Here is a 12,657-nt window from a genome sequence, read left to right on the forward strand (position 1 = left end):
GGTGCAGCCCGGCGACGTGCTGGTCACCGACATGACCGACCCCAACTGGGAGCCGATCATGAAGCGCGCACGCGCCTCGGCAGCCGCCTGCGGGCCGCGCACGCGCACCGCTTCTGTGGCAAAGCGCACATAGGCGTGCACATCCAGCCGGCCCGCTTGGTAATCGGCAAAAAAAGCATCGTTGCGCCGCGCAAAGTCCACCGGATCGGTCCACCCGATGCGGGTGGTGAACTCACCCCAGGCGTAGTCCGAATCGAGCGGCAGCAGCGTGTGGTCCAGGTCGAACAGGGCGATGCCCGCCCGGGCCGCCGTCCTCTGTGGGGCGGCGGCGAGCGACGGGACGGGCACGGCGGTCGGGGTCATCGTGGCAAGGCAATCCATCGGCGTCATTCGGCGGTCCATGCACGGTCGATGCGCGCTCACTCGGCGGCCAGCATCGCCCGCACCAGCGGGATGGTGATGGCGCGCTGGGTGCGCAGCGCATAGCCATCCAGCCGGTCCAGCAGCGCCATCAGGCTGGACAGATCGCGCGCAAAGCGGTTGAGCATGAAGTCCATGACCTCGTCGGACAGCGCGATGCCCCGGGCATCGGCCGCGCGGCGCAGCACGGCGCGGCGCGCCGGCTCGTCCAGCGGTTGCAATTGGAACACATGGCCCCAGCCCAGACGGCTGCGCAAATCCTCGCGCAGGGGCAGATCGGCCGGGGGACGATCGCCGCACGCCAGCACCGCGCGCTGCGGCCCGACCGCCGGGGACTGGGCGTTGACGAACCAATTGAAGGCTGCGGCCTGCTGGGCGGCCGTGTAGAGCTGCACGTCGTCCAGCAGCACCGCTGACCAACGCTCGTCAAAGGGCGACGGACAAGTCACCTCAGCCCCCAGCCAGCCCACCGACTCCCCCCGCCCGAGCAGCGACTGGGCCACGGCGCGCAGCAGGTGCGTCTTGCCGCTGCCGGCCGGCCCCCACAGATAAATGGGCAGCGGCGCACGCGGCCGCGCCTGAGTCCACAGCCGCAGGTGCTCCCAAGCCGGCTCGTTGCCATCGGGCACGAAGTTGGCCAGAGTCGGCATGGGCGCCAGCCCCAGGTCGAGGACGAGCTGTTCCACTCAATCCTCCTCCGGCGCACGCACCGCATCGCGCGGGCGGTACAACGGGCTGCCGACGTACAGCCCCTGCACGCGCCGCACGGCCACCAGCAGCACCGCCGAGGCGGGCAGCGCGATCAGCACGCCCACGAAGCCGAACAAGTGACCAAACGCCATGAGGGCAAAGATGACCCCGATGGGATGCAGCCCGATGCGCTCGCCGACCAGCCGGGGAGTGAGAAAAAAACTCTCGATCACCTGCCCCGCCCCGTACACCGCCGCAACCAGCAGCACGCCCAGCAGGCTCTGGAACTGCAGCAGCGCCGCGAGCAGGGCCAACACCAGCCCCAGCCCAAAGCCCAGATACGGCACGAACACCGCCAACCCCGTGAAGACCCCGATGGGCACCGCGAGCTTGAGGCCCACCAGCGCCAAGGCGACGGCATAGAACACCGCCAACGCCCCCATGACCAGCAGCTGACCGCGCAGGTACTGGCCCAGGACCGCATCGGCCTCGGCCAGAAACCGCCCGACGGCCGGGCGCCACGGCGGCGGCACCAGCGCGCGGCAGCGCGTCACCACCGCATCCCAGTCGAGCAGCAGGTAGTAGGCCACCACCGGCATCAGCACCAGGTTGCCCAGCACCGCGAGCATCGCGCTGCCACCGATGCGCAGCGATGCCAGCACATGATCCAGCAACTGCCCTTCGTGGCCACTGATCATGCGCCGCAACAGTGCGCGCACGCCCTCCACGTCGATGGCGACGTCGAACCCGTGGCGCTGCGCCAGCGGCACCAGCCAGGCGTTGAGCCGCTCCAGCAGCGGCGGAATCTGCTCGCGCAGCAAGGGCCACTGCTGGGTGACGACCGGCACGATGATGAGGACCACCGCCAGCAGCACCAGCATCAGCAGAGCGATGGCGAGTCCGGCGCCCAGCCACTGCGGCACCCGGCGGGCGGCCAACCCCACCACCACCGGCCGCAGCGCATAGGCCAACACCGCCGCCACCACGAACGGCAACAACACCGGCGCGAGCAGCGACACCCCCCACCAGCCGGCGACGGCCAGGGCCAGCCACAGCAAAGCCTGTCGTTGGGAATCGGTCAGCAGCATCGGGGGTTACGGCGGCGGGCAAACGCCCCGATCGCGGCCGACCGGGGCACCCTTACAATCGCGGGGATTCTACCGACCCCATGAACACGACACCCCTCTCCTACAAAGACGCCGGCGTGGACATCGACGCCGGCGACGCGCTCGTCGAGCGCATCAAGCCGCTGGCCCGCCGCACGCTGCGCGAGGGGGTGCTGGGCGGCATCGGCGGCTTCGGCGCGCTGTTCGAGATCCCGAAGCGCTACCGCGAGCCGGTGCTGGTCAGCGGCACCGACGGCGTCGGCACCAAGCTCAAGCTCGCCTTCGAGTGGGACATGCACGACGGCGTCGGCGTCGACCTCGTGGCGATGAGCGTCAACGACGTGCTGGTGCAGGGGGCCGAGCCGCTGTTCTTCCTCGACTACTTCGCCTGCGGCAAGCTCGACGTCGACACCGCCGCGCGCGTGGTGGCCGGCATCGCCCGCGGCTGCGAGGCGTCCGGCTGCGCGCTGATCGGCGGCGAGACCGCCGAGATGCCCGGCATGTACCCGCCCGGTGAATACGACCTGGCGGGCTTCTGCGTCGGCGTGGTGGAAAAGTCGCGCATCCTCACCGGCGCCGAGGTGCGCGCCGGTGACGTGGTGCTGGGGTTGGCCTCCAACGGCGTGCACTCCAACGGCTTCAGCCTGGTGCGCAAGTGCCTGGAGCGCGCCGGCGCCCATCTGCCGGCCACGCTGGACGGCCGGCCGCTGCGCGAGGCCGTCATGGCGCCGACGCGGCTCTACGTCAAACCGGTGCTGGCCGCGCTGCAGCGGCACCCGATCAAGGCGCTGGCGCACATCACCGGCGGCGGCCTGCTGGAGAACATCCCGCGCGTGCTGCCCGAGGGGCTGTCCGCGCACCTGGTCAAGGGCAGCTGGCCGCAAAGCGAACTGTTCGGCTGGCTGCAGCGCACCGCCGGCATCGACGACCACGAGATGAACCGCACCTTCAACAACGGCATCGGCATGGTGGTGGTGGTCGCGGCCGACCACGCAGACGCCACGGCAGCCACGCTGCGCGCGCAGGGCGAGACGGTCCACGTCATCGGCGCCATTGCGCCGCGCGGCGACGGCGCTGCGGTCGTCGTGCGCTGACGGCCTTGCGTCCGCGGGGCGGCCACCGCCGCCCCATCCATCCCCCAACCTCTCGCCGTCAGGCCATCCCGCCGCGCAGCTCGCGCACGCGCTGGGCGATCGCATCCGCTTCCAGCGGATCGTCGGCATGGGCCAGATACGCCTCCAGATCCGGCAGCGCCCGGGCGGGCTGCCCAAGCTCCGCCCAGGCCAGGCCGCGATCGCGCACCTCGGTCCAGGCCTCGGGCAGCAGCACGATCAGGCGGTCGAGCACGGGGATCAGCCGCTGCCAATCCTCCTGCGTGCGGTGGATCTCCTTCAGGTTGCGCAGCACCCGCGCCACGATGTCGCGCGGCGGCGCGGCCTGCAAATACAAGCCCACCGGCACATCGAAATCGTCCACCAGCCCGTTGCGGCGCTTGTAGGGCTCCAACCGCTCGGCCAGATCCTCGCGGCTGAGGGAATGGCCGGTGAACGGATCCAGGATCACCTGCCCCTGTGGCAGATTGACCTTGACCAGAAAGTGCCCGGGGAAATTGACCCCGGCCGCACGCAAACGGATGCCCTGCGCCAGTTCCAGCCAGATCACCGCCAGACTGATCGGGATGCCCCGGCGGGTGCGCAGCACCGTGTGCAGGTAGCTGTTTTCGGGGTCGTAGTAGTCGTTGACGTTGCCGCCAAACCCCAGGTCGTGAAAGAAAAACTGGTTGAGCACACGCAGCCGGTGCAGGTGTCCGGCATCTGCCGGCAGGCGACGCCGCAACCGCTCGAGCAACCGGTCCACCCCGTCGAGCACCGCCTGGACGTCGAGTTCAGGATACTCATCCAAGGCAACGGCGGCCGTCGCCTCCAGCAACGGAAACCCCTCGTCCTGCGCCACCAGCGAGGCGAAGTAGTCGAGCGAAGAAGGTGCCCGCGCGGCCCAATTCATGCCGCTACTTTCGCACAAACTGGCGCAACGGCAAACCGGCCAAGGCCAACACCCCGAAGTACGCCGCGCCGGCCCCCAGCACGCCGGCGGTCAGCACCGCCACGCGCCACACCGCACCGTCGGGGTGGGTCCAGTCATACGCCTGCGCCAGCCACAGCAGGTATACCGCCAGCACCACGGCAGCGGCCAGCACCTGCACGGCAAAACGGCCCCAACCCGGCTGCGGCACATAGGCCTGCCGCCGCACCAGACCAGTCAGCAGCCACCCGGCATTGAGCAGGGCCCCCAGCCCAATCGCCAGCGCCAGCCCCGCATGGGCCAGATGCGGCACCAGCACCGCATTCATCACCTGGGTAAAGATCAACACCACCACGGCAATGCGCACCGGCGTACGGATGTCCTGCCGGGCATAGAAGCCCGGCGCCAGCACCTTGATGGCGATCAGCCCGAGCAGCCCCACGCCGTAGCCCATCAACGCCAGCGCGGTCTGCCGCACATCGGCCGCCGTGAAGGCGCCGTAGTGGTACAGCACGGCCACGAGCGGCTGGGCGAACACCAGCAAACCCACGGCGCTGGGCACAGCCAGCAGCACCACCCAGCGCAACCCCCAGTCGAGCAAACGACTGTACCGGTCCCCGTCGCCCGCGGCCTGCGCCGCCGCCAACTGCGGCAACAGCACCACCCCCAGCGCCACCCCCAGCAGCGCCGTGGGAAACTCCATCAGCCGATCGGCATACGTCAGCCACGACACGCTGCCCGTGGCCAGATGCGACGCGATCTGGGTGTTGATCAGCAAGGACACCTGGGCCACGCTCACCCCCAGCAGGGCCGGTCCCATCAGCGTCAGGATGCGGCGCGTGCCCGGGTGCCGCCAGCCCGCGCGCAGACCCGCGCGGGTCAGCCGCACTCGGGGCAGCAGCCCCAGCCGAGCCAGCGCGGGGATCTGCACCCCCAGTTGCAGCAAGCCCCCCAGCATGACGCCACCGGCCAGGGCATAGATGGGCTCCAGGCCCCAGCGCCCCAGCGCAGGCGCCCCCCACCACGCTGCACCGATCATGGCCACGTTGAGCAGAACCGGCGTCGCAGCCGGCACCGCAAAGCGCCGCCACGTGTTGAGGATGCCGGCACTGAGCGCCACCAGCGACATGAAGGCGATGTACGGGAACATCCAGCGCGTCAGCACCACAGCCACGTCGAAGCCGTGCGGGTTTTGCTGCAAGCCCGCCGCCATCGCCCACACCAAAAGCGGGGCGCCGGCCACCCCGACCACGCACGTCAGCAGCAGCGCCGCGACCAGCAGCGTCGCCACGCGATCGATCAGCTCGCGCGTGGCGGCGTCGCCGTCCGTCTCGCGCGTGGCGGCGAGCACCGGCACGAACGCCTGCGAAAACGCGCCTTCGGCAAACAGCCGGCGCAGCAAATTGGGGATGCGAAACGCCACGTTGAAGGCGTCGGTCAGCGCGCTGGCCCCAAAGGTGGCGGCGATCAGCAACTCCCGCACCAGGCCGGTGATGCGCGACGCCAGCGTCAACAGCGAGACGATCGAAGCGGATTTGAACAGCGACACGGCGCGAGTGTAGCCGCGCGCCTACAATGGCCTGACATGACCATTCTGAACGCCGACCTGCACTGCCACTCCACGGTCTCCGACGGCACGCTCGCACCCGAGGCGTTGGCCGAGCGCGCCAAAGCCAACGGGGTGGAGCTGTGGGCGCTGACCGACCACGACGAGGTCGGCGGCCAGCACCGGGCGGCGGCGGCGGCCCATGCGCTGGGCTTGCCCTATCTGAGCGGGGTGGAAATCTCGGTCACCTTCGCCGGCCTGACGGTGCACATCGTCGGTCTGGGGGTGGACCCGGACGATCCCCAGCTCGTGCAGGGCCTCGCGCACACGCGCGGCGGGCGCGAGCGTCGCGCGCGCGAGATGGCGGACCAGCTGGCCGCCGTCGGCATCCGGGGCGCGTTCGAAGGCGCGCTCAAATACGTGGGCAACCCAGAGCTCATCTCGCGCACGCACTTCGCGCGTTATCTGGTCGAGGCGGGCATCTGCCACGACACGCACGAGGTGTTCCGGCGCTTTCTGACCGAAGGCAAACCCGGCTACGTCGAGCACCGCTGGGCCACGCTGGGCGACGCCGTGCGCTGGATCACCCAGGCCGGCGGCATCGCCGTCATCGCCCATCCGGCCCGCTATGCCCACCCCAACCCCACACAGGAATATGCGCTGTTCTCGGAATTCGCAGCGCACGGCGGCCGGGCGGTGGAGGTGGTCACCGGCAGCCACAGCAGCGCCGAGGCCGTGCGCTACGCCGACATGGCACTGGAGTTCGGGCTGGCCGCCTCGCGCGGCAGCGACTTCCACAGCCCCGACGAGTCGCACACCGACCTGGGCGCCCTGCCCTACCTGGACGGCCGACTGACCCCCGTGTGGGAGCTGCTGGCCCACCGCATCCAGCACTGACGCGGGGACGGCGCGCATGGCCCAGTTTTTCGAAGTCCACCCGGACAATCCACAACCCCGCCTGCTGCGCCAAGCCGCCCAGGCCCTGCAAGGGGGCGCCGTGCTGGCCGTGCCCACGGACTCCAGCTATGCCCTGGTGTGCCACCTGGACGACAAGGCGGCCGTGGAGCGGCTGCGGCGCATCCGCGGTGTGGACGAGCGCCATCACCTGACCCTGCTGTGCCGCGACCTGTCCGAGCTGGCCGCCTATGCGCGCGTGGACAACCGCCAGTACCGTCTGCTCAAGGCCGCCACCCCGGGGCCGTACACCTTCATCCTGGAGGCGAGCAAAGAAGTCCCGCGCCGCGTCAGCCACCCCTCGCGCAAGACCATCGGTCTGCGCGTGCCCGAGCACCGCGCCCTGCGCGAACTGCTGGCCCTGCACGGTGCCCCTCTGCTCGGTACCACGCTGATCCTGCCGGGTGACGAGGCGCCGTTGAACGATGCGCACACCATCCGGGAACGGCTGGAACACGCCGTGGCCGCCGTCATCGACGCCGGCGCCTGCCCGCTGGAGCCCACCACCGTCGTCGATCTGACGCCGATGGGCACGGGCGGCGACCCCGAAGTGCTGCGCATCGGGCGCGGGCCGCTCGCACCGCTGGGCCTGTGAGGCGCGCCCCCGCGCCACCTGCGACAATCCTGCCATGGACCTGGCCCAGATCATCCAGACCGTCGCGATCTATGCGCTGCCGGTGCTGTTTGCCATCACCGTGCACGAAGCCGCGCACGGCTATGCCGCGCGCCACTTTGGCGACCCGACGGCCGAGCGGCTGGGCCGCATCACGCTCAACCCCATGCGGCACATCGACCCGATCGGCACCATCGCCATGCCGCTGCTGCTGTACTTTGCCACGGCCGGGGCCTTTCTGTTCGGGTACGCCAAGCCGGTGCCGGTCAACTTCGGTCGCCTGCGCCACCCCAAGCGCGACATGGTCTGGGTCGCTCTGGCCGGCCCGGCGGCCAATCTGGCGCAGGCCATGGCCTGGGCCGCCGCGGGCTATCTGCTTGTCGCGCTGGGGGTGCAAGAGCCGTTCTTCAACGGCATGGCCCGTGCGGGCATCCTGGTCAATCTGGTCATGTTCGCGTTCAACCTGTTTCCACTGCCGCCGCTGGACGGCGGGCGCATCCTGGTCGGTCTGCTGCCCATGCGCCCCGCCATGACCCTGTCGCGCGTCGAGCCATATGGTTTTTTCATCGTCTTGGCGCTGGTCGTGACGGGCGTGGTCAGCACCCTGTGGCTGCGCCCGCTCATGCGGATCACCGCCCAAGCCATCGAGTGGCTGCTCACACCGCTGCGCTGGCTGCTGTTCTGAGTGCGGGCCCCGGCCCGCTCCACCCCCATCGTTCCCCCATGACCACCGTCCGCGTCCTCACCGGCATCAAACCCTCCGGCACCCCGCACCTGGGCAACTACGTCGGCGCCATCCGCCCCACGGTACGCGCCAGCCGCGAGCCGGGCATCGACAGCTACCTGTTCCTCGCCGACTACCACGCCCTCATCTCCACCCACGACCCGGCGCGCGTGCAGCGCTCCACGCTGGAAATCGCTGCCACCTGGATCGCCTGCGGGCTGGACCCCGAGCGCGTCACCTTCTACCGCCAGTCCGACATCCCCGAAATCCCGGAGCTGACCTGGCTGCTGGCTTGCGTCTGCGGCAAAGGGCTGCTCAATCGCGCCCACGCCTACAAGGCCGCGGTGGACAAAAACACCGCCGACGGGCGCGACGCCGACGACGGCGTCACCATGGGCCTGTTCATGTACCCCGTGCTGATGGCAGCCGACATCCTCATGTTCAACGCGCACCGCGTGCCCGTGGGCCGCGACCAGATCCAGCACATCGAAATGGCGCGCGATCTGGCGTCCAGCTTCAACCACCACTACGGCGAGCACTTCACGCTGCCGGAGGCCGTGATCGACGAACAGGTGGCCACCCTGCCCGGTCTGGATGGCCGCAAGATGAGCAAGAGCTACGACAACGTCATCCCGTTGTTCGCCCCGCGCGAGCAACTGCGGCGACTCATCATGGGCATCGTCACCGACTCCCGCGCGCCGGGCGAGCCCAAAGACACCGAAGGCTCGGCGCTGTTCCAGATCTACCAGGCCTTCGCCACGGCCGACGAAACCGCCGCCCTGGCGCGCGACTTTGCTGCCGGCATCGCCTGGGCCGAGGCCAAAGAGCGACTGTTCGAGCGCATCGACCGCGAAATCGCCCCCATGCGCGCCACCTACGACGACCTGATGGCGCATCCGGAGCGGGTCGAGGCCCTGCTGCGCGCGGGGGCCGCCAAGGCACGTGCACAGGCCACGCCGTTGACCGCACGGCTGCGCGCTGCCGTCGGCCTGCGGCCCCTGGACGACCTGGCCCCGCCCCCCGCCGCCGAGGCAACGGGCACCAAGGTCGCGCCGCCGGTTTTCAAGCAATATCGCGAAAGCGACGGCCGCTTCTATTTCAAGCTGACCGACGCCAAAGGCCATGTGCTGCTGCAAAGCGCGGGGTTCGACTCGCCCAAGGCCGCGGGCCAGGCCGTCGCCCGTCTGAAGGCCGAGGGCTGGAGTGGTTGTCCAGACCTGCACGCACTGGTCCAGGCGTCCGCCCCCGCCGAGCGCATCGACGCCGCCCTGGCCCTGCTGCGCGAGACCTGAACGCGGGCCGGCCAAGCCCCCAAACTGCCCCTGCGGGCCTGCTACAATAGCAGGCTTGTCGACCGCGGAGAGATGGCAGAGTGGTCGAATGCGCCGGACTCGAAATCCGGTATACGGGTATCCCCCGTATCGAGGGTTCGAATCCCTCTCTCTCCGCCACGAACCCACCCTTTCCGACGACAGCCGGAAAGGGTTTTGTTTTTTCGGCGCAGCTTTATGGGATTTCGGGGGAGTCTTCCGCCGCAGACGATGCGGTGAGCACCGATGCCTGGTGCCGCTTGTCTGACTCGAACAGACGACCTACCGCTTACAAGGCGGGTGCTCTACCAACTGAGCTAAAGCGGCTGAGCGGGCAACCTGTGCGCAGGGCGGCCCGTCGGGACAGGGCTCCATTGTAGCCCTGCCGCGGATCACTTGATCCGGGTCAGCGTTGGGCGCTTGCCGCCGCCACGTGCCGGGTGGCCGTCCCCGTCGCCGTGGTCCTGTGCGGTTTTGGCGGGGGTGTCGGCCGGGGTGTCGGTCGGCTCGCTTGCGTCGTCGCTGGCCACCACCTGCAGCCGCTGGGGCGGGGCATCCGCCGCGGCCGGCTGCGGGGCCGGGAAGGCCATGCCCTGCCCGTTTTCGCGCGCGTAAATGGCGATCACATGGTCCACCGGCACCACCACGTCGCGCGGCACCCCGCCGAAGCGGGCCTTGAACTCGACCACGTCGTTGCCGAGCCGCAGGCCGCTGGTGGCGTCGAAGCTGACGTTGAGGACGATTTGACCGTCGCGCACGAACTCGCGCGGCACCTGCACGCGCTCATCCACCGCAACCACGATGTAAGGGGTGAAGCCCCCATCCGTGCACCATTCGTGCAGGGCGCGGATGAGGTACGGGCGCGTGGAGGGCAGATCGGTGTCCATCACTTGCGCATGACCTTTTCGGACGGCGTCAGGGCCTCGATGTAGGCCGGCCGCGAGAAGATGCGCTCGGCGTACTTCAGCAGCGGGGCGGCATTCTTGTTCAGCTCGATGCCGTAGTGGTCCAAGCGCCACAGCAGCGGGGCGATCGCCACGTCCAACATGGAGAAATTGTCCCCCAGCATGAACTTGTTCTTCAGGAACACGGGGGCCAACTGGGTCAGGCGGTCGCGGATGTGGGCCTTGGCCTTCTCGATCTGTTTGTCGGTCGGCTTGGGCGTGCGCTGCTCCAGCACCGAGACGTGCGAGAACAGCTCCTTTTCGAAATTGAGCAGGAACAGCCGCACGCGCGCGCGGTCCACCGGGTCGCCCGGCATGAGCTGCGGGTGCGGAAAGCGCTCGTCGATGTACTCGTTGATGATGTTGGATTCGTACAGAATCAGGTCGCGCTCGACCAGGATGGGGACCTGGCCGTAGGGGTTCATGACCGCGATGTCCTCGGGCTTGTTGTAGAGATCCACGTCGCGGATCTCGAAGTCCATGCCCTTCTCGAACAGCACGAAACGGCAACGGTGCGAATACGGGCAGGTGGTGCCCGAGTACAGAACCATCATGGTGTGTTCGCTCCTCGACAAAAGAAAACAGTGGATGGCCGCCTGCCGGCTGGCTCACCCACTGCGCGGACCGCGCGCTGGCACGCGGTCAGATGGGGGTTACTTGACGTCCTTCCAGTAGGCGGCGTTCAAGCGCCAGGCGATGACGGTGAACACGCCCAGGAAGATCAGCACCCACACACCGAGGCGGATGCGGTCGTTCTTGGCGGGCTCGCCCATCCATTCCAGAAACGCGACCAGCTCGGCGACGGTGCGGTCGTATTCGGCTTCGGTCAGCTTGCCGGGCTTGACGACTTCCCACCCGCGGAAGACTTCCACCTCGTGGCCGTGGCTGGAGACCTTCTCGAACACCGGCTTGCGCTCGCCCTGCAGCTCCCACAGCGGATGGGGCATGCCGATGTTGTGGAAGGCGACGTTGTTCCAGCCCGTGGGACGGTTGGGGTCGCGGTAGTAGCCCCGCAGCAGCGTGTACAGATAGTCGGTGCCGCTGTAGCTCAGTTGCGCGGCGCGCGAGCGGGCCACCAGCGACAGATCCGGCGGTTGCGCGCCGAACCAGGCCTTGGCCTGCTTGGGGTCGATCGCGGCGATCATCTGGTCACCCACCTTTTCGGTGGTGAACATCAGGTTCTCGCGGATTTGCTTTTCCGTCAGGCCGATTTCGGTCAGCCGGTTGTAGCGCACGAACGACGCCGAGTGGCAGCTCAGGCAGTAGTTGGTGAAGATCTTGGCGCCGTTTTGCAACGCGGCCAGATCGTTGGTCAGGCGCGGGGCCTTATCCATCGGGAAGCCTGCGCCTGCGGCGTGCAGCGCGCCAGACGCCCCGAACATCGCACCGAGGGCCACCAGACCCGTGGCAATCCATCGCTTCATGGGATTCGACTCCTCGAGTTTCAGTGGGCCTGGAAGTTGACGCGGGACGGAACGGGCTTGAACTCGCCCAGGCGGCTCCACCACGGCATCAGCAGGAAGAAGCCGAAGTAGAACAGCGTGCCCACCTGCGAGACGCGCTCACCCACCGGCGACGGCGGCAGCACGCCCAGGTAGCCCAGAATCAGGAAGTTGACGACAAACAGCGCGTACAGGTATTTGTTCCAGCTCGGGCGGTAGCGGATCGACTTGACCGGGCTGTAGTCCAGCCAGGGCAGGAAGAACAGGATGATGACCGCGCCGCCCATCACGACCACGCCCCAGAACTTGGCGTCGATGCTGAGCATCAGCGCGGACAGCACCACCGCGCCGCCGAGCAGGCCGCCTTTGCCCACCGGGCCCATGGACGACTTGATCGCCCCCAGCACGGCCGCGATCAGCACCACCGCGACGAGCACGTACATCATCTCGGTCGTGGTCGCGCGCAGCATCGAGTAGAACGGCGTGAAGTACCACACCGGCGCGATGTGCGGCGGCGTCACCATCGGATCGGCCGGAATGAAGTTGTTGTATTCGAGGAAGTAGCCGCCCAGCTCCGGCGCGAAGAAGACGATCGCCGAGAACGCCATCAGGAACACCGACACGCCCAGAATGTCGTGCACGGTGTAGTACGGATGGAAGGGGATGCCGTCCAGCGGCTTGCCGCTGGCGTCCTTGGTGGCCTTGATCTCGATGCCATCGGGGTTGTTGGAACCCACCTCGTGCAGCGCGATGATGTGCGCGACCACCAGACCCAGCAGCACCAGCGGCACGGCGATGACGTGGAAGCTGAAGAAGCGGTTGAGCGTCGCATCGCTGACGACGAAGTCGCCACGGATGAGGATCGCCAGATCGGGGCCGTTGAAGG

The 12,657-nt window shown here is 68.6% G+C and carries 13 protein-coding genes, 2 tRNA genes and 2 pseudogenes; 7 read left to right on the forward strand and 10 right to left on the reverse strand.

The genetic code is table 11. The features are described 5' to 3' along the window. A pseudogene (locus ACK4TH_RS10690) lies at positions 1 to 127 on the forward strand (hypothetical protein); the annotation flags it as partial. Here ACK4TH_RS10690 and ACK4TH_RS10695 read toward each other — a convergent pair. From ACK4TH_RS10695 to ACK4TH_RS10705, 3 genes and pseudogenes are all read right to left on the reverse strand, one after another. Continuing rightward, positions 121 to 402 (reverse strand): annotated as a pseudogene (locus tag ACK4TH_RS10695) (hypothetical protein); the annotation flags it as partial. The pseudogenes ACK4TH_RS10690 and ACK4TH_RS10695 sit on opposite strands and share 7 nt — an antisense overlap. A 17-nt stretch (positions 403 to 419) precedes the next feature. Continuing rightward, positions 420 to 1,106, reverse strand: coding sequence for a DnaA regulatory inactivator Hda (gene hda, locus ACK4TH_RS10700; RefSeq protein WP_409626213.1), 687 nt, complete (start codon positions 1,104 to 1,106; stop codon positions 420 to 422). Next, positions 1,107 to 2,198 (reverse strand): AI-2E family transporter, encoded by a 1,092-nt coding sequence (locus ACK4TH_RS10705; RefSeq protein ID WP_409626216.1) that lies wholly within the window; start codon positions 2,196 to 2,198, stop codon positions 1,107 to 1,109. A gap of 80 nt (positions 2,199 to 2,278) precedes the next feature. Between ACK4TH_RS10705 and purM the strand changes: the two genes are divergently transcribed. Beyond that, positions 2,279 to 3,310, forward strand: a complete 1,032-nt coding sequence (gene purM, locus ACK4TH_RS10710; RefSeq protein WP_409626219.1) for a phosphoribosylformylglycinamidine cyclo-ligase — start codon at positions 2,279 to 2,281, stop codon at positions 3,308 to 3,310. A gap of 58 nt (positions 3,311 to 3,368) precedes the next feature. Here the strand turns inward: purM and ACK4TH_RS10715 are convergent, their stop codons facing one another. After that, on the reverse strand, positions 3,369 to 4,220 hold the full coding sequence (locus ACK4TH_RS10715; protein WP_409626223.1) for a SirB1 family protein: 852 nt from the start codon (positions 4,218 to 4,220) through the stop codon (positions 3,369 to 3,371). A 4-nt stretch (positions 4,221 to 4,224) separates the two neighbouring features. Beyond that, positions 4,225 to 5,787, reverse strand: coding sequence for a murein biosynthesis integral membrane protein MurJ (murJ, locus tag ACK4TH_RS10720; protein ID WP_409626226.1), 1,563 nt, complete (start codon positions 5,785 to 5,787; stop codon positions 4,225 to 4,227). Between the two features lie 36 nt (positions 5,788 to 5,823). On the opposite strand from murJ, the gene ACK4TH_RS10725 reads away from it, so the two are divergent. The 5 genes from ACK4TH_RS10725 (at position 5,824) to ACK4TH_RS10745 (ending at position 9,526) form a co-directional block, all read left to right on the forward strand. Continuing rightward, a complete protein-coding gene (locus ACK4TH_RS10725) occupies positions 5,824 to 6,681 on the forward strand; it encodes a 3',5'-nucleoside bisphosphate phosphatase (RefSeq protein WP_409626229.1) in 858 nt (285 codons plus the stop codon). Positions 6,682 to 6,697: 16 nt separating this feature from the next. Further along, positions 6,698 to 7,333, forward strand: coding sequence for an L-threonylcarbamoyladenylate synthase (locus tag ACK4TH_RS10730; RefSeq protein ID WP_409626232.1), 636 nt, complete (start codon positions 6,698 to 6,700; stop codon positions 7,331 to 7,333). A 34-nt stretch (positions 7,334 to 7,367) separates the two neighbouring features. Continuing rightward, a complete protein-coding gene (locus ACK4TH_RS10735; RefSeq protein ID WP_409626235.1) occupies positions 7,368 to 8,036 on the forward strand; it encodes a site-2 protease family protein in 669 nt (222 codons plus the stop codon). A 38-nt stretch (positions 8,037 to 8,074) separates the two neighbouring features. Continuing rightward, entirely contained in the window at positions 8,075 to 9,367 is a 1,293-nt protein-coding gene (locus tag ACK4TH_RS10740) for a tryptophan--tRNA ligase (RefSeq protein ID WP_409626238.1), read from the forward strand. Positions 9,368 to 9,433: 66 nt separating this feature from the next. Further along, a tRNA-Ser gene (locus ACK4TH_RS10745) sits at positions 9,434 to 9,526 on the forward strand. Positions 9,527 to 9,636: 110 nt separating this feature from the next. Here ACK4TH_RS10745 and ACK4TH_RS10750 read toward each other — a convergent pair. The 5 genes from ACK4TH_RS10750 to ACK4TH_RS10770 all read right to left on the reverse strand — a co-directional run. Further along, positions 9,637 to 9,712: transfer RNA gene (locus ACK4TH_RS10750), tRNA-Thr, on the reverse strand. A gap of 65 nt (positions 9,713 to 9,777) precedes the next feature. Further along, positions 9,778 to 10,272, reverse strand: coding sequence for a ClpXP protease specificity-enhancing factor (locus tag ACK4TH_RS10755; protein ID WP_409626241.1), 495 nt, complete (start codon positions 10,270 to 10,272; stop codon positions 9,778 to 9,780). Next, entirely contained in the window at positions 10,272 to 10,883 is a 612-nt protein-coding gene (locus tag ACK4TH_RS10760; RefSeq protein WP_068606212.1) for a glutathione S-transferase N-terminal domain-containing protein, read from the reverse strand. The genes ACK4TH_RS10755 and ACK4TH_RS10760 overlap by 1 nt, the downstream gene beginning before the upstream one ends. A 99-nt stretch (positions 10,884 to 10,982) precedes the next feature. Next, positions 10,983 to 11,753, reverse strand: coding sequence for a cytochrome c1 (locus tag ACK4TH_RS10765; protein WP_068606211.1), 771 nt, complete (start codon positions 11,751 to 11,753; stop codon positions 10,983 to 10,985). Between the two features lie 20 nt (positions 11,754 to 11,773). Then, the coding region (locus ACK4TH_RS10770) for a cytochrome b (RefSeq protein WP_409626246.1) at positions 11,774 to 12,657 on the reverse strand (884 nt) is incomplete at its 5' end.

The organism is Tepidimonas sp., assembly GCF_046292505.1.
Classification (GTDB): Bacteria; Pseudomonadota; Gammaproteobacteria; order Burkholderiales; family Burkholderiaceae_C; genus Tepidimonas.